Below are 21009 nucleotides of genomic sequence, written 5' to 3' on the forward strand. Positions count from 1 at the left end.
TTGGGGCAGCGATGTGGTTATGTTGCGCCATGCTCTGCTCGCTTGCGATCATCGCGCGATCGGAAAAATTTCCTGGAACCACACGCGGAGCCGCGAGTTGCAAAGCGTTTGTGCAAAAACCAATGCGCGCGATAGGCGAGCTATGTCGAATTTCAAGCAGCGCTGGCGACGCTTGCTGGTGTCGCAAGGTGATCCAGCAGCGCCTTCGCAGATTTCTTCCACGAATAGAATGCCAAGCGATCCTGCTGCCGCCTGCGTTCCTGGTCCGAGATCGTGCCGATTGCCAATCTTTCGAGCATGAGTTGCTTCAGCGCTTCAGCGTCGTTGGCGCGAAAATACGCAGCCGCCTCACCACACGTCTCGACGACGGCATCTGCCGTCGATGCGATCACCGGACAGCCGAAGATCATGGCTTCGAGTGGAGGCACACCGAAGCCCTCGTAGAGCGAGGGAAACACGAATGCCGACGCCTGAGCATACAGCGCCGCGATCTCGCCGTCGGTGAGACGACCGGCGAGCACCAGGCCGGCAGATCCTTCGCCCGAATTATCCTGAAAGACCTTGCTGTTATCGCCTCCGACGACGACCAATGGAACGTCGGGTCGATCGAGCAACTGGACGGCGCGAATCGCAACGGAAAGATTCTTGTTCTTGGTCCTTGAGCCCACGAAGAGGAAGAACCTCTGCGGCCTGACTCCAAGCCGCGCGAGAATTCCGGGGTCCGGCTTGGTAGCCGCAAAATGTTCGGCGCTGTTGGGGAAGACCGGAATGCTCGATGCCGATAGATTCAGCACGTCGGCGAGTTCTCTGCGGGAAAAGGCCGACACGGTTGCGATGGCTGCGTGCCGGGAGAGCAACCGCCCCATCGTCCGATGCACGGCCAGATAGCGCCAATCGAAGAAATCGGGCCGGCGAAAGACCTGGGCGTCGTGGATCACGACAATGTGGTCGCGATGGAAGACGGGACCGGAATTGGAGAGGCTGATCAAGCGGCCGCCGGCAGCGGCGCGCGCCAGTTCGATTTGATCCCACGCGTGCCCATGCAACCGGCCGACAGCGCGAATCTTGATCCGATCAAGATCGAGATGTTCAGTTGCATCCGCAGGCGTCAGCAACTGCCAATCGGCATTGCGCAACGAGGCCGAAGTCTGCTCCGACGCAAGCAGCGCGTCGACTGCCTTGACCATTTCAGCGGCATAGCGCTGAACGCCCGTGAGCTTTTGCGACAGAAAGCGGCCGTTGATGAAGATCTTCAATTGGCTACCACAGGCGTTCATCGGTGTTCAGGGGCAGGCGGCGCGACGAACCAACAGAGCAGTCGTTAGGTACGGAAATATGACCGGCCTGACGACAAACCGCTCCGGTTGCATCATGGGAGCCGCCTTGCCGCTTGTCGGGGCGCGGTGTAGACGTCGGCCATGAGTGACGACACCCACTTCCTCCGCAGCGGCTCCCTCACCGCAACCGTCAAGGCGCACGGTGCCGAGCTGTGCTCGCTCAAGAGCGGCAGCATCGAGTTTCTTTGGCAGGCCGGGCCGGAGTGGCCGCGTCACGCGCCGCTGCTGTTTCCGATCGTCGGACGCCTCGCCAACGACGAACTGCGGCATCGGGGCAAGGCCTATCGGATGACTCAGCATGGCTTTGCCCGCGACAGACGCTTTGTCTGGGCAGAACGCGGCGAGAGTCGTTGCGCCCTGGTGCTCGAAGACGATGAGGCGACGCGCGCGCTCTATCCGTTCGCATTCCGCCTTACGGCCGCCTATGCGATTGATCAGTCCGGGCTCGACCTGACGCTCACGATCGCGAACACCGGCAAGGAAGTCTTGCCCGCGTCGATCGGCGGCCATCCCGCCTTCAACTGGCCGCTCCATCCGGGCGCGGCCAAGGAGAGCTATGCGCTGACCTTCGATCGCGCAGAGCAGTCTCCGATCCGGCGTCTCAATGGTGGACTGCTGCGGCCGGGGGCGGAGCCGAGCCCCGTCAAAGGCGCCTCGCTTCCTTTGTCCGAATCCCTGTTCACCGACGACGCCATCATCTTCGATCGGGTCGAGAGCAATTCCGTCCGCTATGCCGCGGGACCGGGCACATCGAGCGGACCTTGGCTGAAGATGTCCTGGCGCGGCTTTCGCGAGCTCGGCATCTGGTCGAAACCATCGGGCGCGCCGTTCCTCTGCATCGAGCCCTGGCGCGGCCATGCCAGTCCCGTGGGCTTCGACGGCGAGTTCACCGATAAGCCGGGGCTTATGCATATCGCGCCGGACGCGGAAGAGTCCTCGTCGTACCGGATCGAGGTCGGATCGTCGTGAAGGCGCAAGGCGGCTGATCGTCGTCCTCAGACCTCGATGCACGTGAGATCCTCGCCGAGCACGATAGGACCTGAGTAGTCGCGGCGCACGTCTTCGAGCAGCGCGTCCAGCATGGAATCGTCGGTCCGGGGCCGGTGATGGGTCAGTGCAAGCTTCTTGACGCCAGCCTTGGCCGCGACCTTGCCGACGGTGTCGCCACAGGCGATCGTGTATTTCGCAAGGCGGCGGAGGTGCTCGGTGTTAATCTCGCGCGTTGCGAGAAAGCAGCACTGAACGAGCAGATCGGCTCCCTCTGCCAGCCGCTCGAGACCGGGGCAGGGCACCGTGTCCCCGGAAATCGCAATGACCTTGCCCTCCGCCTCGAAGCGGTAGCCCAGGCACATCCAGCGGGCGAGGAAGGCGGGCGTCATGTCGAGACCATCGCCATGCGACACCAGCTCGGCGCGGATCTTCCAGCGCCCGGTGTCGAGAACGGGGCCGGGAACGATGTCCGTCGCGACCACTGGTTTCCAGCCGCCGAAGTTCGGCTCCCCCTGGGCGCGCCAGGTGATGTCCTTGTCGTAGACCTGCGTGACCAGCGTATCGACCAGCCGCTCGGTATCCGGCGGGCCGTAGATGCGCAGCTCGTCTTGACGACCATGCATCCAAGAATTCAGCATGACATCGTAGAGGTCGCCGATGTGGTCGAAGTGATGGTGCGTGAGAAAGACGGTGTTGATCGCGCCGAGCGGAACGCCGGCCTTGCTGAGTTGCACGACGACGCCGCGGCCGGCATCGAACAGGATGTTCTCGGTGCCGAGCCTGATCAGCGTGGTCGTTGCCATCCGTCGCGGATCCGGGCGCGGGCCGCCCGTGCCGAGCAATATGACCTCCATGACGCCACCTCCAGGTGCGGACTTTGGGCGCCACAGTAGATGCGAAGCTCGCGGCAGGGCAACTGCAGGGTTCGCCGAGAAGGACTGATCATCGACCCGGCGCGAACGCTCGACAGCAATGGCAAGCCGGTGCGCTGACGCGCGCCGAATTCGATCTGCTCGCGGCGCTTCTCGGAGCCGACGGCAAGCGCTCAGTCGCGATTATCTGATCGAGGTCGCCCGCAATCGCCGGGCCGAAGGCGACATCCGCACGGTCGATGCACTAGTGGCGCGGCTGGGCCGCAAGCTCGCCGGCAGCGGCTCGCTGTCAACGTGACGACGCGCTTTCTTCTGCCTTCGATGCGCGCCTTGATCCGGCTGATCCTCGCCTCGTGTGCGGCCCAGTAGGCGCGGCTGGCGGCCGCGGTGCCTTGCCGGTGGCGGGCATAGGCGGCTTTGGGCTGCACCGGCGTTTTCGATCGGGTCGCCGGTTTTGCCGGGGCTACAGCTGCAATCGCGGGCGCCGCATCTGTCGTAGCCGCAGCTTCGCTGCTTACCGGTATTGCGCTGATCGCAACGAGACGGTTGCGGGCCCGGTTGCAGTAGACCTGCGACCGGGCCGTCGGCTTTTCTTAATCCTGACCTGCCCGGTATTTGATCAGGGCGCGGCAGAGATCGCCGCCGGCCACACGCCAGGCCTGGCTGAGAGCAAGCACGCCGTAATGGATGTTGACGTCGGGTTCTGCGAGTTCCGCGTTGCTTCCGCGAAAGCCCAGCATCGCCGCCGTCTCGGGCCGTACCTGCATCAGGCCGATCTCGCCCGCGCTGCCGATGACGGACGGGTTGTAGCCGCTTTCGACGAAGACGACCGCCTCGGCAACAGCAGCCGGTAGATCGGTGCTTGCGGTTTCTCTCTCGATGATCCTCCGGATCATGGCCCGGGATGACGGCGTCTCGCCAGCGCCGAGCTCTGTGCTGGCGTCGGCGATCGTCGAGGTCGTGCGCGGCCCGTCGATATCGCCGTCGCTCGCATGCGCGCCGATTGGCATCGACAAAAGCAGGACGACCGCGACGTGTCTCCACATCGCGCCGAGCCCGAAGTGCGGCCGATCCCACAGCATGGGTCTGTCATAGGGCGCCGGAGTTAACAAACCGCCATCCGCCCGACCTCACTGTCGCGCGGGGCGGCGTGAAGCTGGTTACGGCATCGACGCATCCGCCCGGCGAGGTGCCTTGGCCGCGGGCGACGGGACGACGAGGATGAGATCACTCCAAGGAACGCCTTCCCCCTCGCGCGTGTTGTGGCTTGGCGGGGGCAATGCGGATGCTATGGTGTCCCGCACTCACGACAGGACGAGGATATTTCAGTGGCTGATGTTCATCCCGCGGCGGGCAAGCAGGCCTCGCCGGACGCGCTCACCAACATTCCGCGGCTGGTCACGGCTTATTTCGCCGGCAAGCCGGATGCGTCCGATCCTGCGCAGCGCGTGGCGTTCGGCACGTCGGGGCATCGCGGCACTTCGTTCAAGAACACGTTCAACGAAGGCCACATCCTGGCGACCACGCAGGCCATTTGCGATTACCGGCGCGAGAAGGGACTGACAGGACCGCTGTTCATCGGCATCGACACCCACGCGCTGGCCGAGCCGGCGCTGGTCAGCGCCATCGAGGTGTTCGCCGCCAACGGCGTCGAGATCATGATCGACAAGGACGGCGGCTACACGCCGACGCCCGTCATCTCGCACGCCATCCTCACCTACAACAAGGGCCGCACCAGCGGTCTCGCCGACGGCGTCGTCATCACGCCATCGCACAATCCGCCCGAGGACGGCGGCTACAAGTACAATCCGCCGCATGGCGGTCCGGCCGATACGGACGTGACCGGCGTGGTCGAAAAACGGGCCAACGCCTATCTCGCCGACGGACTCAAGGACGTGAAGCGGATCGATTATGCCAGGGCGCGCAAGTCGTCGAACGTCCACGCTTACGACTTCGTCACGCCTTATGTCGCCGACCTCGGCAACGTGGTCGATCTCGACCTCGTGAAGTCCGCCGGCGTCAAGATCGGCATCGATCCGCTCGGCGGCGCCGCCGTGCACTACTGGCATCCGATCATCGAGTGCTACGGCCTGAATGCTACTGTCGTGAACGAGGCGATCGATCCGACCTTCCGCTTCATGACGGTCGATTGGGACGGCAAGATCCGCATGGACTGCTCCTCGCCCTACGCCATGGCAAGCCTGATCGGCATGCGCGACCGCTTCGACGTCGCTTTCGCCAATGACACCGACGCCGATCGCCACGGCATCGTCACGCGCACCGGCGGGTTGATGAACCCGAACCATTATCTCGCGACCGCGATCTCCTACCTGTTTACGCATCGGCCGAACTGGGGCAAGGACGCCGCGATCGGCAAGACGGTGGTGTCGAGCTCCATCATCGATCGCGTCGCCAAGAAGCTCGGCCGCAAGCTGGTCGAGACGCCGGTTGGTTTCAAATGGTTCGTCGACGGCCTCGTCACCGGCGGCTTCGGCTTCGGCGGCGAGGAGAGTGCAGGGGCCTCGTTCCTGCGCCGCGACGGCACGGTGTGGACCACCGACAAGGACGGCGTCATCCTCGGCCTGCTCGCCGCCGAGATCATGGCGAAGACCGGCCGCGATCCGAGCCAGTTCTTTGCCGATCTCACCGCCGAGTTCGGCATGCCCCATTACGCCCGCATCGATGTCGCCGCGACCGGGCCGCAGAAGAACATCCTGAAATCAGTCACGCCGGAGCAGCTCGGCCTGAAGGAACTCGCCGGCGATCCGGTTCGCTCGACGCTGAGCAAGGCACCCGGCAACGGTCAGCCCTTCGGTGGCATCAAGGTCGAAACCGATTTCGGCTGGTTCGCCGCAAGGCCCTCGGGAACGGAGGATGTGTACAAGATCTATGCCGAGAGTTTTCGCAGTCCGGAGCACCTGAAGCGGATCCAGGAAGAGGCGCAGGCGGGCTTGGCGAAGGTGTTCGGGGCGTAAGCAGGGCGCGGGGCCCCTCTCGCCCTCTGAGTTATCGCCGCATTCTTGTATACATTGGATGAAGTAGAGGTATTATATTAGGCTAATTTTGGCCTTGAACGATTCTCCCGCACGGCTATTGTATACATAAAGCATACATAAGCCGTGGGAGTGAGACAGTGACAAAACCCTTCCCCATGAATGCCTGGTACGCCGCCGCCTGGGACGCCGAAGTGAAGGCGGCGCTGCTGCCGCGGACGATCTGCGGCAAGCACGTCGTGATGTACCGGAAGGCCGGCGGCTCGGTGGCCGCTCTGGAGGACGCCTGCTGGCATCGCCTGGTGCCGCTGTCCAAGGGCCGGCTCGAAGGCGACACCGTCGTCTGCGGCTATCACGGCCTGAAGTTCAACGCGCAGGGGCGCTGCACCTTCATGCCCTCGCAGGAGACCATCAATCCGTCAGCCTGCGTGCGCGCCTATCCGGTGGTCGAACGCCACCGCTACATCTGGCTCTGGATGGGGGATCCCGCGCTGGCCGATCCCGCGCTGGTGCCGGACATGCACTGGAATCACGATCCCGCCTGGGCGGGCGACGGCAAGACCATCCACGTCAAATGCGATTACCGCCTCGTGCTCGACAATCTCATGGACCTCACCCACGAGACCTTCGTGCACGGCTCTTCCATCGGCAATGATGCGGTGGCCGAGGCCCCGTTCGACGTCACCCATGGCGAGAAGACGGTGACGGTGACGCGCTGGATGCGGAACATCGAGCCGCCGCCGTTCTGGGCCAAGCAGCTCGGCAAGCCGGGGCTCGTCGACCGTTGGCAGATCATCCGCTTCGAGGCTCCGTGCACGATCGCCATCGACGTCGGTGTGGCCCCGGCCGGCAGCGGCGCGCCGGAAGGCGACCGCTCGCACGGCGTCAACGGCTTCGTGCTCAATACCATCACGCCCGAGACCGAGAAGACCTGCCACTATTTCTGGGCCTTCGTCCGCAACTACCGTATCGGCGAGCAGCGCATCACCACCGAGATCCGCGAGGGCGTCTCCGGCATCTTCCGTGAGGACGAGCTGATTCTGGAAGCACAGCAGCGCGCGATGGACGAGAATCCGGATCGCATCTTCTACAATCTCAACGTCGATGCCGGCGCGATGTGGGCGCGCAAGCTGATCGATCGGATGGTGGCGAAGGAAAGCGCCCCAAAGCACCTTCAGGCCGCGGAGTAGAGCATGGCCGAACGTGAGGTCGACCGCTCCGTCTCGCAGACCGTGAAGGCGCAGCTTGCGTTGCGCGACCAGATCCTGTCCGGCGCTTTGCGTCCGGGCGAGCGCATCTCCGAGCTGCAGGCGGTGGAGACGACAGGCGCTTCGCGCACGCCCGTGCGCATGGCGTTGGTGCGGCTGGAGGAAGAGGGCCTCCTGGAGGCGATCCCCTCCGGCGGCTTCATGGTCAAGGCGTTCTCCGAGCGCGACATTTCCGATTCCATCGAGCTCCGCGGCACGCTCGAAGGCCTGGCTGCGCGCTTCGCCGCCGAGCGCGGCGTCTCCGCGCGCGAGCTCGAGCCGCTGAAGGAATGCCTGGCCGCGATTGACGAATTGCTGCGGCAGGTGCCGATCTCGGTCGATGCGTTCTCGGCCTACGTCACGCTGAACGCACGCTTCCACGCCTTGCTCACGGAGCTGTCGCGCAGCCCGCCGCTGATCCGGCAGATCGACCGCGCCTCGGCGCTGCCGTTTGCATCCCCGAGCGGCTTCGTCATGGCGCAGTCGGCGCTGCCGGAGGCGCAGCAGATCCTGATCATCGGTCAGGAGCACCATCGCGTCGTGATCGACGCCATCGAGAACCGCGAAGGCGCGCGGGCCGAGGCGATCATGCGCGAACATGCGCGGCTTGCCGTGCGAAACCTGCGGCTGGCGCTGCGCAACCGGACCCATCTCGACCTCTTGCCGGCGCTCGCGCTGATCAAGACCGCAACCGATTGAGGGGAGTCCCATGCGCTTCATCGAAAGCTGGATCCCGGCAACGCTGGTCTCGACCCGCGATCTCGCCCCCGGCATCCGCGAATTCCTGATCCGGCCGGATCGGTTCGATGGTGCCGCCTATCCGGTCGGCAGCCACATCAATGTCAGCGTCACCATCGACGGCCTGCCCGAGACGCGGTCCTATTCGCTGGTCGGCGAAGCCTCGCCCGCCGGCTTCAAGGTCGCGGTGCGCCGTGCCGAGGATTCCCGCGGCGGCTCGCGCTACATGTGGTCATTGCAGCCGGGCGCGCGGCTCGACATCACCCAGCCCGCTTCGCTGCTCGCGGTCGATTGGGCTCGCCCCAATTATTGCCTGATCGCCGGTGGCATCGGCATCACGCCCATCCTCGGTGCCGCGCAGGCGCTGGCCCGCCGCGGTGCGGAGCTCACGCTGCACTACGCCGTGCGCTCGCGCGGCGAGGCGGCTTATCTCGGCGACCTCGCCGGGATGCTCGGAGATCGCCTCGTGGTCCATGCCGGTGACGAAGGAAAGCGGCTCGATCTCGATGCATTGTTCGCCTCAGTGCCGCAGGGAACGCTGGCCCTGTTCTGCGGCCCGATGCGGATGCTCGACGCCGCGCGCCACGCCTGGATCGGCGCCGGCCATCCGCTGCCAGATCTCCGCTACGAGACTTTCGGCTCCAGCGGCACCCTGCCGACCGAGGCTTTCCGCGTCCGGCTTAAGGATTCCGATGTCGAGCTCCAGATTCCGCGCGAGCGCTCGATGCTCGACGTGCTCAATGCCAGCGGTCATGACGTGATGTTCGACTGCAGGCGCGGCGAATGCGGCCTCTGTGCCATCGACGTGGTCGCGGTCGACGGCGAGATCGACCATCGCGACGTCTTCTTCAGCGATCACCAGAAGCAGAGCAACCAGAAGATCTGCGCCTGCGTCTCCCGCGCGCGGGGCACCATCGTCGTGGACACGCTGCTGCGGGCGGACGCGATCTAAGCGAGCTCCAAAACCCTTTGGGAGCAACGGACGGTGCCGCAGGCTCCGCCTTCCCGGCTTGCGGGAGAGGGAGTTCACCGCCAACGCGGCGGCGATTTCGGCCCCGATCACTTACGCCGCGTAAGTCATCCGGACCCTCTTCGTCTCCAGCAGCGCCATGACGCCATCAGCCGCCACGGGCCGGCTGATCAGATAGCCCTGCACCTCGTCGCAACCGATCTGGCGCAGATATTCGAGCTGGTCGGCAGTTTCGACGCCCTCGGCGACCACGCCGATGTCGAGGTCGCGCGCCAGCGAAACCACCGACTTCACGATTGCGGCGCAGTCCGGCTGGGCCAGCATGTCGCGGATGAAGGACTGGTCGATTTTGATGCGGCTGAACGGCAGCTTGCGCAGGTAGGTCAGCGACGAGAAGCCGGTGCCGAAATCGTCCAGCGCCACGGTTATGCCGAGCTCCAGCAGCGCATTCAGGACCGATGCGGCCGAGCCGTATTTGGACAGCAGCATCGATTCCGTGATCTCGATCTCGAGCCGGTGCGGGGCGATCCTGGCGTCGGCAATCGCCCGCACGATGGTCTGCAGGATGGCTGTGTTGTGAAACTGCGCCGCGGAGAAGTTCACGGCGACTCTGATCTCTTCCGGCCATAGCGCCACCGTGGCGCAGGCGCGGCGGATGACCCATTCGCCGATCTCGTGGATCAGTCCGGTCTCCTCTGCGATCGGGATGAATTCGTTGGGCGGTACCAACCCGCGCGAGGGATGCTGCCAGCGCAGCAACGCCTCGAAGCCGGTGATGCGATGGTCGTCGAGATCCAGGAACGGCTGGAACACCAGGAATAGCTCGTTTCGCGCGATCGCCCCTGCGAGATCCGATTGCAGCGCCTTGCGGTCGCGTGATGCCCTGTCGTCGACCTCCTCGAAGAAACAGATCGTGCCGGGTCCCGCCTTCTTGGCGCGGTAGAGCGCGGCATCGGCATTCTTCATCAGGTCGAGCGGCGTGTCGCCGTCTCGCGGCGCCAGCACGATGCCGACGCTGGTCGCTCCCACGATCTGGCGCCCGTCGATCCGCAAAGGTTCGTCGAAAGCCGCGACCAGGCGTTCGGCGATTTCGAGCGCATCCTCCGGCCGCGTCAGGTTGGCCATGACGAGCGCGAACTCGTCGCCGCCGATGCGCGCGACGTGCTCGGCCGCACGTGTGCAGCGTTGCAGGCGGCCTGCGACCTGAACCAGGAATTCGTCCCCGGCGGGATGGCCGAACTGGTCGTTGACCTCCTTGAAGCGATCGAGGTCGAGCAGCAGCACCGCGAACTCCTCACCTGATAACGCCAGTCGCTTCAGCGCCGCATCGAGCGTCTCGTTGAAGGCCACGCGGTTGGGCAAATGGGTGAGAGGATCCTGCCGCACCGTGCGCTCAGCCTCTACCTGCCGCGTCACGCGCCGCGCGAACGAGAAAGAGTTGACGAACACGCCGCGCAGCAGCACGCTGCCGTAGGCCACGACGAGGAAGGCGATCAGCAGGAAGGCGAGGTCGCCGTTCCTGCCCAGGCAGATAGCGATGCCGAGGAAGATCGGAGCCGTGAAGGCAATGGCCGCGATCGGGATCGTGGCGAACGCGAGCGCGCCGCCGGCCAGCATGCCCGAGCACAGGCAGGTGATGACGAGTTGGCCGCCGGTCGAGGCATCGGCGAAGAAGGCGACCGGGACGATGCCCCAGGCAGCGCCGAGAATGAAGGCATTGCGGACCAGGCGGTGCATGGCGCGCCGCGAGACGAATTGCGGTTTGGTGATGCGGCGCACCGCACGCGAGTGCAGGCCGAACGCGATCGCGGCGCCGGCGACGGCGCCTGCCCAGATCAGCGCAGCGATCCTGTCCGGAGACGGCCACAGCGCGATGGCGAGCACGATGGCGTTGCAGGCATTGGCGAGCATGATGCCGACTGAATAGCCCAGCACCAGCGACATCTGCTCGGCACGGAGATGCCCGGCCATGGCCTCGTCGGTTGCGGGACCGCCAAAGGCCGACAGATCGCCGGCGAACAGCCGCGCGACATAGTTGGTCGTTTGAGTCCGCATTCCCAAGCCTGGCAGCACGAGCCGCTTGTCCGGCTCTCTATCGTGAGAATTCGCTGCAAACCTTTGACGAACTATGAATTATCCCCGTTTGCCACGTTCGCCACGACCACTTCTGCGTGTTCGTCACGCGGTATCGATAACAAATCGATACGATGCGGCGCTATGCGTCACACCTCTGACACATGGCGTGCTCGGCGGCGGCAAGGAAGCTGTCCGCCTCTTCGCATCGAGCCTGAGCGGCTTCGTGTGCGGGAAGAGTTGCTCCTCGATTTGCTTTTTGCCGCCCTTGGCCGGACCGAGACGTCCCCTCGAACGCGTGATACGTTTCGTGGACCGACCGGGCTGGCGTGCGCCGCGTCGGCACTGGATGCGTTTGAAATCCCGAGGGCCTGTCCATGAGCGAGCCTTCAGCCGATGTTTCGGCGACGGTCGAATACACGATGGACAAATGGCGGATGGACCGGGTCCCCTGGGCCATGTGGGCTTGCGTCGCCGGCCTTGCGATCGCGCTTCACGCCGAGAGCCGCGGCCAGAATGGAGCGGCTCTGGCCGCCATCTATCTGGCGCTCCTGGGACTTGCGTTCGCAGGCTATGCACTGACGACCCTGATCGGAAGGTCCGGCCTTCCATTGCTTCTTGAATTGTTGATCGGCGCCCTTGTCCTGGTTGTCATCTCCGGCGTCATCGGTGTGATCAGCCTGATGGCCGGCGGGTCGAGCGGCAGCTCCAGCTACGTTGGCGCCATGCGCAGTCTCTATTGGAGCCATCTGGTGAACCCATCGCTGAATGTTTTCGGCTGGATGTTGCTCTACGTGGGATGGGGCTGGATCGCATTCTCCTCTTATCGGCACTTCTATGCGGATCGGGCAGTCGTCTCCTTGTCTTCCGCGGGCATCCGGTTTCATAGACCCTGGCTCAAGGGGCTTTTCATTCCCTGGCACGACGTGCGGGGGGTGGGCTACCTTGAGATTCCGTCCGTCTCAGGGCCGCCCTTCGCCAATCCGCATTCTGCGGCCGTCACGGTCGGTCTGGACTTCTATCAGCGGCACGTCGCACCGAAGCGCAGCTTTTTCGCGCCGCCCGGGGCCGAGGCGATGTTCTGGCCAAAGGGCGAGATGATGCAGGTGGTGCTGAACAGCGCCGACATGACGGTCAAGCCCGAGAATTTTCTCGTGCCTGCCGAGGCGCGCTGGAAGGCGTTCCGAGATCAACCCGGGCCGTCACCCCAACATGGTGGCACCATCGTCTACGGACGCTGGTCGATCGACGGCTCTCGGTGGCAGGCCATTCAGTTTCTGGCGCCGGTCGTCGCCGTGGCCGTGGTCATGCTATACCGATAAGGGCAATCTGCTCAGCGTCCGAGTTGCTTCGGATCGTAGAAGAAGCGCTCCTCGATGATCTGATCGCCGCGCCAGGTCTGCCACGCGATCTCCTCCAGCGTCCGCGTCACGCCCTCGGTGTTGGTGAAGCTGAAGCACCAGCGGGTCGCGACATGATCGCCTTCGATGAGGCTGGGCCCGATGCGAACCGCCCTGACTTCCTTCGAGGCCGCCAGCACACCGCGCTCCTCGGCGACGAGCTTGTCGCGGCCAACCGTTGGAGCAGCGTTGTTCTCGAAAGTCACGGCGTCGAGCGTGCAGAACTGTTCGATCGCGCCAATGAAATCACCGGCCTCCAGGCGTTTCGCGAAAGCTTCAACGATATCCCGACTTGGCACGGCACACCCCGCAAGATAACCGACTTATGGTCGGTAAATACCGACCGGCGGTCGAAAAGTCAACTGGCCGCCTGCCGCGAATTCGGTTAGACGGGATTCATGGCGAAACAGGCGGAGCGGCGCGCCGCAACAATCGAAGCGATCCTGGCGGCGGCGCGCCGCCTGTTCGGGACGCAAGGCTTCGCCGCCACGACGATGGATGAGATCGCGGGCGCCGCGGGCATCGCCAAGGGCGCGGTCTATCATCACTTCAAGACCAAGGAAGCGGTGTTCGAAGCCGTTTTCGACCAGGTCTCACGCGATCTCGTGATCGAGATCGACGGCGCCGCGCGGGCCGAGAAGGACGTGCTCGCCGCAATGGTTGCCGGCACCCAGCATTACTTTGCCGCGACCGCAAAGGGGCCGACCGGCCGGATCATTTTGCGCGACGGCCCGGCCGTGCTCGGTTGGGAGCGCTGGCGCGAGATCGACGCCAAGCATTTCGGCGGCAAGCTGCCGCGCGCACTTTCCATCGCCATGGAATCCGGCCTGGTCGCCAAGCAGCCGGTCGAGCCGCTGGCGCGACTGCTGCTCGGCGCGGTCACGGAAGCCGCGGTCGCCTGCGCTGGACGCGCTGACATCGCAAGGGCAGGCACGGAATACGCCCGTGCGTTCAAGTCGCTGGTCGAGGCGCTGCGCGTCACCGCATGATTGTGCTAATCACGTTGCCGGAAACGCCCACACAACGAGAAGAACAGTAGCGCATGAACGCAAATTCCTCGCTCGCACCGTCAGATCCCGAATTCGACTACATCATCGTCGGTGCCGGCTCCGCCGGCTGCGTGCTCGCCAACCGACTGTCGGCGGACGGCAAGCACAGCGTGTTGCTGCTCGAGGCGGGCCCGAAGGATTCGAACATCTGGATTCACGTCCCGCTCGGCTACGGCAAGCTCTTCAAGGAGAAGACCGTCAACTGGATGTACCAGACCGAGCCCGAGCCCGAGCTGAAGGGCCGGCAGGTCTTCCAGCCGCGCGGCAAGACGCTGGGCGGATCGAGCTCGATCAACGGGCTGCTCTATGTCCGCGGCCAGCACGAGGACTACGACCGCTGGCGCCAGCTCGGCAATACCGGCTGGGGCTATGACGACGTGCTGCCCTATTTCAAGAAAGCCGAGAACCAGTCGCGCGGTGCGGATCAATATCATGGCACGGGCGGTCCCCTGCCGGTGTCCAACATGATCGTGACCGATCCGTTGTCGAAAGCCTTCATCGATGCAGCGGTCGAGACCGGTCTGCCCTACAACCCTGACTTCAACGGTGCGACGCAGGAAGGCGTCGGCCTGTTCCAGACCACGACGCGCAATGGACGGCGTGCGTCGACGGCGGTCGCCTATCTCGGACCCGCGAAGTCACGCAGCAATCTCAAGATCGAAACCTCGGCACACGCCCAGCGTCTGTTGTTCGAAGGGCGCCGCGCCGTCGGCGTCGAATTTCGGCAAGGCGCAGCATTGCGCCGCGCCCGCGCACGCAAGGAAGTCGTGCTTTCCAGCGGGGCCTACAACTCGCCGCAATTGCTTCAGCTTTCCGGCGTCGGCCCCGGCGACCTCCTGCGCAAGCACGGCATCGATGTGGTGCTGGACGCGCCGGGCGTGGGTAACGACCTGCAGGATCACATGCAGGTTCGCATCGTGATGCGCTGCTCGCAGAAGATCACCCTCAACGACACGGTCAATCATCCGCTTCGCCGCACCATGGCCGGGGCGCGCTATGCACTGTTTCGGAAGGGCTGGCTGACGATCGCGGCCGGCACCGCCGGCGCATTCTTCAAGACCAGCTCACGGCTGGCTTCGCCCGACATCCAGGTGCACTTCCTTCCGTTCTCGACCGACAAGATGGGCGAGAAGCTGCACGATTTCTCCGGCTTCACGGCTTCGGTCTGCCAGCTCCGGCCCGAAAGTCGCGGTTCCCTCCGCATCAAGAGTGCCGACCCCGCCGTGCCCCCGGAGATCCGCATCAACTACATGTCGACCGAGACCGATCGCACCACAAACGTCGAGGGCATCAAGATCTTGCGCAAGATCCTGAACGCGCCGGCGCTGAAACCGTTCGTGGTCAGCGAGTACGACCCCGGCGAGAAGGTATCCACAGATGCCGAGATATTGGATTATTGTCGCGAGCGCGGCAGCACCATCTACCATCCGACCTCGACCTGTCGTATGGGCAATGACGCGCTCGCGGTGGTCGATCAGCGGCTGAAGGTGAGGGGGCTCGACGGTCTTCGTGTCGTCGATGGCTCGATCATGCCGGACCTCGTGTCGGGGAACACCAATGCGCCGATCATCATGATCGCCGAGAAGGCCTCCGACATGATATTGGAGGATGCGGGCTGAATTCGCCCTGAAAGGACATTCGACTTGCCTACTCGATTTCGGATCGGCACCCGCAAGAGCGCGATGGCGCTGGCACAGACGGAAGAAATCGCACGCCGCCTGACCGCCGCGGTGCCCGGTCTCGACGTCGAGATCGTCAAGTTCGACACCACGGGCGATCTCGACCAGACCAGCAAGCTGTTGTCGCATGGCGGCAAGGGCGGGGCCTTCGTGGCGCAGATCCGCGCGGCCGTGGTTTCAGGCGAGCTGCAGGCAGCCATGCATTCGCTCAAGGACATGCCGGGTAACGAGGATACGCCGGGCCTCGTCATCGGCGCCACCTTGTCGCGCGATCCGCCGAGCGACGCGCTGGTGCTGCGCGAGGGCGTGACGCTGGAGGCGCTGCGCCAGTCCCGCGGCAAGGGCCTCAAGATCGGCACCAACGCGGTGCGCCGGGCGGCCTATGCGCGGCGGTTGTTTCCCGAGGTCGAGATCATCCACTTCCGCGGCGCCGCCGATACGCGCGTGCGCAAGCTCGACAATGGCGAGAAGCAGCGGCTGCCGGACGGCGGCGCGGTGGGACCGGCGGATGCGCTGATCATGGCGCGTTCGGGCCTCGATCGCGTCGGTCTGGCGAACCGCATAGCCTACGAATTCACCGCGACGGAGATGCTGCCGGCGGCAGGGCAGGGCATCGTCGCGGTCGAATGCGCGGCGCAGGACTGGCAGACGCGAAAGATCCTGTCAGCGATCGACGATCCCGCCGCGCACGCCTCGGCCGACGCTGAGCGCGAGGTGCTGTGGGTGCTGAACGGCCACTGCAATTCGCCGGTGGCCGGCTTCTCGACCATCTCAGGTGATCACATGTCGCTCACCGCGTCCGTGCTCGACCTCTCCGGCAACACGATCATCGAAGTCTCGCGTGCCGGCCCTGCCAATCGTCCGCGCGAGCTCGGCCGTGCGGTGGGATTGGACCTGCTGGCGAAGGGGGCGGCGGAGATTATCGAGCGCAGCAGGCCTCGCTGAGGCTCGCGAAACCACGATCGGCGATCATGCCGTTCTGCGCCTGTTTTGCCCGACGTGTCAAACGCGCGGGGTGAGCCATGCCAGCCCAAGGCTTTCAATGGCTTGTCTACTGTGCATGGGGTTGTTTTCGGTTTTCTGTTGCCGTGCCCGAACGGGCCAAATCAATCAGCCCCGCACGCGCTTGATCATCTGCTCGACATGGGCGATCGGCGTCTCCGGCTGGATGCCGTGGCCAAGATTGAAGATCAGCCGCCCTTGCGCGAAATTTGCCAGCACATCGTCGACGGCGCGATCGAGCGCGGTACCGCCTGCAATCAGCACCAGCGGATCGAGATTGCCCTGCACGGCGACCTTGCTTTGCACATGATCGCGGATGAAGCCCGGCTCCGCGGTCCAGTCGATGCTGACGGCGCTGACGCGGGTTGCCTCGACATAGGCTGGTAGCTGCGCGGCGGCACCGCGCGGGAAGCCGATGATCTTCGCATCCGGTACCTTCGCGCGTACGCCCTCGACGATGCGCCGCGTCGGCTCGACCGACCAGCGCGCGAATTCGGCTGGAGGCAATACGCCGGCCCAGGTGTCGAAGATCTGCAAGGCGTCGGCTCCGGCCGCGAGCTGCGCCAGCAGATATTCGATCGAGTTGTCGACCAGCACGTCGATGATCGCCGAGAAAGCTTCAGGATGGCGATAGGCCATCATCCGGGCCGGCGCCTGGTCCGGGGTGCCGTAGCCCGCGACCATGTAGGTCGCCACCGTCCAGGGCGCGCCGCAGAAACCGATCAGCGCGACGTCGGGATCGAGCGCGCCGCGCACGATCTTGAGCGCCTCGAAGACCGGCGCGAGCTTGCTGAAATCCGCGCGCGAGGCCAGCGTGGCGACCTTGGCAGGATCGTCGAGCGGCTCGAGCCGCGGGCCCTCGCCCACCTCGAACCGCACCGAGCGGCCGAGCGCATGGGGGATCACCAGAATGTCGGAGAAGATGATCGCCGCATTGAAGCCGAACCTGCGGATCGGTTGCAGCGTCACCTCGGCTGCTAGCTCCGGGTTGAAGCAGAGATCGAGGAAGCCGCCTGCCTTGGCGCGCACCTCGCGATATTCCGGAAGGTAGCGCCCGGCCTGGCGCATCATCCACACGGGTGGGACGGCTTGTCGGTGACCGGAGAGCACGTCGATGAAGGGCTTGGTCGCAGATTGGGGCACGAATGGTCCTGCAGAGGTTATGGCTCCTGATACACCGGCCCGGCCGCCAGCGGAACAGGGGAACCAGCGCAACTTCGCCGCGTTGAACAGCCAATGGAGGAGATCATGGCTGAGACATTCAATCCCGCGCCGTACGACAAGCTCGCCGACGACCCGCACGAGGCGCTCGCCGCTGATCGGCAATCCAAGCTCGACGCCGGGCTGAAGGATACGTTCCCGGCTTCCGATCCCGTCAGCGCCGCGCAGCCGACGCCCTCGAAGGCAGATGCAGATGCCGACCAGCCCTCGCTCTGGGACAAAGTTAAGGCGATCTTCAGCTAGGGAGAGGTAGGCGCGCCGGATTCCGATAGGCCTGCTAGCATCTTGTTAGCGATGAGTGAATCCGGTCCCCCGTAGGACTACTGGAAAGGCGGAGCAGCGCCGCGTCGGGCCCCGTCTTTTTCAGGTTTCAATAACAGAACAGGCAGAGGTTCCGCCATCGGAGACCTCTGCCGCATGACCGCCGTCACCACACGACCCGGATGGAGCCGCTTGCCGCTGCGCGCGGCCGCGTTCGTCGTGCTCACCTGTGCCACCATCTTGGGCGTGAGCGGCTGGCGCGAATGGAGCGCCCGCGACACCGTGCTGAAGGGCGCCGAGACGGAGTTGGCGAACGTCGCGCGTTCACTGACCCAGCATGCCGAGGATAGCCTCGATCTCCTGGATTCCGGCGTCGTCGGTGCGGTCAGCCGGCTGGAGATCGATGGCACTGGTCCCATCACGATCGCGAAGCTCGGCACTGTCCTGGAAGCGCGCAGGAAGGCGATTCCGCGTGTCCATAGCCTCGCCGTCATCGATGATCAGGGCAACTGGCTGACCTCGCCCGGCACGATCGGCGCAACGCTCAGCGACGATGCGTTTTTCCGTCAGCATCAGCTTTCCCCGAAACGAGAACCCTATGTCGGCCGCCCCGTGAAGAGCCTGCTCGATGGCGAATGGGTGGTCACTCTGTCGCGCCGCTTCAACAAGCAGGACGGCAGCTTCGGCGGCGTGGTGCTCGCGACCATCAGCTCCAGATATCTCTCGCAGTTCTACGAGCAGTTCGAGATCGGCCGCAACAGCTCGATTGCGCTGACGCATGGCGACGGCGTGATCATCGCGCGCGATCCCAATAACGAAAAGTTCGTGGGACGCAACGTTGCAGACACCGCGCTGTTCCGCGACGCCAGCCTGCAACGGCCGAGCGGCGCCTATCACTTCGAATCGCCGCTGGATGGCGCCCAGCGTGTCAGCTTCTTCTGGCGCAGCAGCCGCTATCCACTCGTCCTGCTGGCCACGCTGGACAAGGAGGAGCTGCTCGCGCCTTGGCGAACCGACGCAATCTCCCGCATGCTCTACGTGCTCGCTCTGGTGATGCTGATCGCGGTCATCGGCGGCGTGCTGGTGTGGCAGTTGCATCGGGGCCAGCGCATGGCCGCAGCCCTGGGCGAGAAGGAAGCGCACTTCCGCCTGCTCGCCGAAGGCTCCAGCGACATGGTGACACGCATCGGCCTCGACGAGCGGCTCCGCTATGTCTCGCCCTCGTCGGTGCGCGTTGTCGGCTGGCGCCCCGATCAGCTGATCGGCACCCCGGCTCTTGCGGGTATCAACCCAGACGATCTGCCGGAGGTCCAGGCGATCGTCGGCGCGTTGAAGCGTGGCGAGAGGGAGGAGGCGCGTCTCACCTATCGCAACGCGCACCGGCAGAACGGCGAAGTATGGCTCGAATCGACCATGCGGGTGACGCGAAAGAGCAACGGCAACGTCGATGGCGTGGTCGCGATCTCGCGCGACATCACCGAACAGAAGAAGCTGGAGACCAAGCTGGAGACGCTCGCGATCGAGGACAGCCTCACCGGCCTGGCCAATCGCCGCCGCTTCGACGAGCGGCTGCAGGAGGAGTGGGCGCGCGCCTATCGCGACCGCTCCAGCCTCGCCTTGCTGATGATCGACGTCGACCACTTCAAAGCCTACAACGACGAATACGGCCATCCCGCCGGCGATGCCTGCCTGCGCCTGGTCGCAAGGATCATCGCGGCCGAGACGCAGCGCGCCGGTGATCTGGCTGCCCGCTATGGCGGCGAGGAATTCGCCATGCTGCTGCCGAACACCGATGCCGCCGGCTGCGCCAGGGTCGGCGAGCGGATCCGAAGCGCCATTCACGGCTCCGGCCTTGTTCACAGCACCAATCCGGCGGCCGGATGCGTCACCGCCTCCGTCGGCGGTGCGGCGTGCCGGCCGGTGCTGGAGCGCACGGCGGGCGTGGGCTCGCTGCTTGAAGCTGCAGACCGGGCGCTCTACGCCGCCAAGGACGCGGGCCGCAACCGCCTGGTGATGTCCGGCGAGGTCACGACCCTGCTGCCGAAGGTATCGGGCCAATAAGGCCGATCAGTAATGCGGAGGAGGCTCGTTGGCAGGCCCGGGCGCATTTGCCTCCGCCTCGTGGAGCCGCTCGTTGAGCTGCGCGACCTGCCGCGTCAGCGTGTCGATCTGCTTCCATTGCGCCGTGATGGTCTGGTTCAACGTCTCGATCGTGTCGTCCTGGTAGGCGAGGCGCGTCTCCAGCGCGTCGATGCGCTCGCTCAGCGTCTTGATCTCATTCGTCACGGCCGGGCCCCATGTCCTGCTCGCGCAAGTCCCGTCCTCGTGAGCCAAGTTCTCGCAAACCGTGGCCGAGCGCCACGCGCTCGTCGAACACGAAACATTCGCCGCGCCAGCGGCTCTGCGCCTCCGGCACCTCTTCCAGATACTTCAGGATGCCGCCCTTGAGGTGGTAGACCTCGGCAAAGCCGCGCGCGAGCAGGTGTGCGCTTGCCTTCTCGCAGCGAATGCCGCCGGTGCAGAACATAGCGATCCGGCGATGCTTGGCCGGATCGAGCCTGGCTGCGGCGAAGTCCTTGAACTCGCCAAAGCTCTTGATGCCGGGGTCGACCGCGCCCTCGAACGTTCCCATCGCCACCTCAAAGGCGTTGCGGGTGTCGAGCAGCACTGTGTCGGGCGCCGCGATCAGAGTGTTCCACTCGGCAGCCTCGACATAGGTGCCGACCTGGCGGGTCGGATCGGCCGTCCCGTCGCCCAGCGTGACGATCTCCTTCTTCAGCCGCACCTTGAGCCGGCCGAACGGCATCCCCGCGGCGGTCGAGAACTTCAATTCGAGATTGTCGAGCCGGCCTCCGAATAGGCTGCCGTGTGCGAGCTCATGAGCGAGCGTGTCGATCGCCTCCGGAAGCCCGGCGACGGTGCCGTTGATGCCTTCCTGCGCCAGCAGCACGCTGCCTTTCAGCCCGAGGCCGGCGCAGAAGGCGCGCAGGGGCTCGCGCAGCTCGCGGTAGTCCGGGAGGGCGGCGAACTGGTAGAAGGCCGCGACCTTGATGGTCGAACTGGGGTCAGACATGGCGGCCCGTTTAGCAGGCGACAGCCGTCCGGAAAACCCGCATGACCGCCGTCTTGAAAGGTCCATACGTTCAGCGGATGGCAGCCATTTTCGTGGCATGCCAG

19 protein-coding genes and 1 pseudogene are annotated in these 21009 nt (G+C 64.9%); 12 read left to right on the top strand and 8 right to left on the bottom strand.

Translation table 11 applies throughout. The features are described 5' to 3' along the window. Positions 1 to 152 precede the first annotated feature (152 nt). On the bottom strand, positions 153 to 1256 hold the full coding sequence (locus K408_RS0125955; RefSeq protein WP_024341382.1) for a glycosyltransferase family 4 protein: 1104 nt from the start codon (positions 1254 to 1256) through the stop codon (positions 153 to 155). 162 nt (positions 1257 to 1418) lie between these two features. On the opposite strand from K408_RS0125955, the gene K408_RS0125960 reads away from it, so the two are divergent. Continuing rightward, positions 1419 to 2306: an aldose 1-epimerase family protein gene (locus K408_RS0125960; protein WP_024341383.1), complete on the top strand. Its 888-nt coding sequence runs from the start codon at positions 1419 to 1421 to the stop codon at positions 2304 to 2306. Positions 2307 to 2332: 26 nt separating this feature from the next. On the opposite strand, the gene K408_RS0125965 is transcribed toward K408_RS0125960, so the two are convergent. Further along, positions 2333 to 3181 (bottom strand): MBL fold metallo-hydrolase, encoded by an 849-nt coding sequence (locus tag K408_RS0125965; RefSeq protein ID WP_024341384.1) that lies wholly within the window; start codon positions 3179 to 3181, stop codon positions 2333 to 2335. Positions 3182 to 3268: 87 nt separating this feature from the next. Between K408_RS0125965 and K408_RS44135 the strand changes: the two are divergent. Further along, positions 3269 to 3497 (top strand): annotated as a pseudogene (locus K408_RS44135) (winged helix-turn-helix domain-containing protein); the annotation flags it as partial. 295 nt (positions 3498 to 3792) lie between these two features. On the opposite strand, the gene K408_RS44140 reads toward K408_RS44135, so the two are convergent. Next, positions 3793 to 4281: a transglycosylase SLT domain-containing protein gene (locus K408_RS44140; RefSeq protein WP_063830807.1), complete on the bottom strand. Its 489-nt coding sequence runs from the start codon at positions 4279 to 4281 to the stop codon at positions 3793 to 3795. 246 nt (positions 4282 to 4527) lie between these two features. Here K408_RS44140 and pgm point away from each other — a divergent pair, with 246 nt between their 5' ends. The 4 genes from pgm (at position 4528) to K408_RS0125990 (ending at position 9129) form a co-directional block, all read left to right on the top strand. Then, positions 4528 to 6174: a phosphoglucomutase (alpha-D-glucose-1,6-bisphosphate-dependent) gene (gene pgm, locus K408_RS0125975; RefSeq protein ID WP_024341385.1), complete on the top strand. Its 1647-nt coding sequence runs from the start codon at positions 4528 to 4530 to the stop codon at positions 6172 to 6174. 158 nt (positions 6175 to 6332) lie between these two features. Beyond that, positions 6333 to 7382 (top strand): aromatic ring-hydroxylating dioxygenase subunit alpha, encoded by a 1050-nt coding sequence (locus tag K408_RS0125980; RefSeq protein ID WP_024341386.1) that lies wholly within the window; start codon positions 6333 to 6335, stop codon positions 7380 to 7382. Positions 7383 to 7385: 3 nt separating this feature from the next. Then, positions 7386 to 8138, top strand: coding sequence for a GntR family transcriptional regulator (locus K408_RS0125985; protein WP_024341387.1), 753 nt, complete (start codon positions 7386 to 7388; stop codon positions 8136 to 8138). A gap of 10 nt (positions 8139 to 8148) precedes the next feature. Continuing rightward, the gene (locus K408_RS0125990; RefSeq protein ID WP_024341388.1) at positions 8149 to 9129 is read left to right on the top strand and encodes a PDR/VanB family oxidoreductase; all 981 of its coding nucleotides are present in this window, start codon (positions 8149 to 8151) and stop codon (positions 9127 to 9129) included. 111 nt (positions 9130 to 9240) lie between these two features. Here K408_RS0125990 and K408_RS0125995 read toward each other — a convergent pair whose 3' ends face one another. After that, on the bottom strand, positions 9241 to 11202 hold the full coding sequence (locus K408_RS0125995; RefSeq protein WP_024341389.1) for a putative bifunctional diguanylate cyclase/phosphodiesterase: 1962 nt from the start codon (positions 11200 to 11202) through the stop codon (positions 9241 to 9243). A 395-nt stretch (positions 11203 to 11597) separates the two neighbouring features. Here K408_RS0125995 and K408_RS0126000 point away from each other — a divergent pair, with 395 nt between their 5' ends. Continuing rightward, on the top strand, positions 11598 to 12542 hold the full coding sequence (locus tag K408_RS0126000) for a hypothetical protein (RefSeq protein WP_024341390.1): 945 nt from the start codon (positions 11598 to 11600) through the stop codon (positions 12540 to 12542). An 11-nt stretch (positions 12543 to 12553) separates the two neighbouring features. Here the strand turns inward: K408_RS0126000 and K408_RS0126005 are convergent, their stop codons facing one another. After that, positions 12554 to 12919, bottom strand: a complete 366-nt coding sequence (locus tag K408_RS0126005; RefSeq protein WP_024341391.1) for a nuclear transport factor 2 family protein — start codon at positions 12917 to 12919, stop codon at positions 12554 to 12556. Between the two features lie 99 nt (positions 12920 to 13018). Here K408_RS0126005 and K408_RS0126010 point away from each other — a divergent pair, with 99 nt between their 5' ends. From K408_RS0126010 to hemC, 3 genes are read left to right on the top strand one after another with little or no spacing between them, the layout of a single operon-like run. Further along, positions 13019 to 13609: a TetR/AcrR family transcriptional regulator gene (locus K408_RS0126010; RefSeq protein WP_024341392.1), complete on the top strand. Its 591-nt coding sequence runs from the start codon at positions 13019 to 13021 to the stop codon at positions 13607 to 13609. Between the two features lie 53 nt (positions 13610 to 13662). Next, positions 13663 to 15288 carry a GMC family oxidoreductase gene (locus K408_RS0126015; RefSeq protein WP_024341393.1) on the top strand — a complete coding sequence of 542 codons (1626 nt, stop codon included), beginning with the start codon at positions 13663 to 13665 and terminating at the stop codon, positions 15286 to 15288. Positions 15289 to 15312: 24 nt separating this feature from the next. Further along, positions 15313 to 16293, top strand: coding sequence for a hydroxymethylbilane synthase (gene hemC / locus K408_RS0126020; protein WP_024341394.1), 981 nt, complete (start codon positions 15313 to 15315; stop codon positions 16291 to 16293). 165 nt (positions 16294 to 16458) lie between these two features. Here the strand turns inward: hemC and hemE are convergent, their stop codons facing one another. Next, complete coding sequence (gene hemE / locus K408_RS0126025; protein WP_024341395.1) at positions 16459 to 17493, bottom strand: uroporphyrinogen decarboxylase; 1035 nt, start codon at positions 17491 to 17493, stop codon at positions 16459 to 16461. 105 nt (positions 17494 to 17598) lie between these two features. Between hemE and K408_RS0126030 the strand changes: the two genes are divergently transcribed. Beyond that, positions 17599 to 17814: a hypothetical protein gene (locus tag K408_RS0126030; RefSeq protein ID WP_024341396.1), complete on the top strand. Its 216-nt coding sequence runs from the start codon at positions 17599 to 17601 to the stop codon at positions 17812 to 17814. A gap of 174 nt (positions 17815 to 17988) precedes the next feature. Further along, positions 17989 to 19893 (top strand): sensor domain-containing diguanylate cyclase, encoded by a 1905-nt coding sequence (locus K408_RS0126035; protein ID WP_024341397.1) that lies wholly within the window; start codon positions 17989 to 17991, stop codon positions 19891 to 19893. Between the two features lie 6 nt (positions 19894 to 19899). Here K408_RS0126035 and K408_RS0126040 read toward each other — a convergent pair whose 3' ends face one another. After that, positions 19900 to 20118, bottom strand: a complete 219-nt coding sequence (locus K408_RS0126040) for a SlyX family protein (protein ID WP_024341398.1) — start codon at positions 20116 to 20118, stop codon at positions 19900 to 19902. Next, entirely contained in the window at positions 20108 to 20905 is a 798-nt protein-coding gene (gene trhO, locus K408_RS0126045) for an oxygen-dependent tRNA uridine(34) hydroxylase TrhO (RefSeq protein WP_024341399.1), read from the bottom strand. Before trhO ends, K408_RS0126040 begins: the two co-directional genes overlap by 11 nt. Positions 20906 to 21009: the final 104 nt, after the last annotated feature.

It is taken from the genome of Bradyrhizobium sp. in8p8 (assembly GCF_000426845.1).
Lineage (GTDB): Bacteria > Pseudomonadota > Alphaproteobacteria > Rhizobiales > Xanthobacteraceae > Bradyrhizobium > Bradyrhizobium japonicum_C.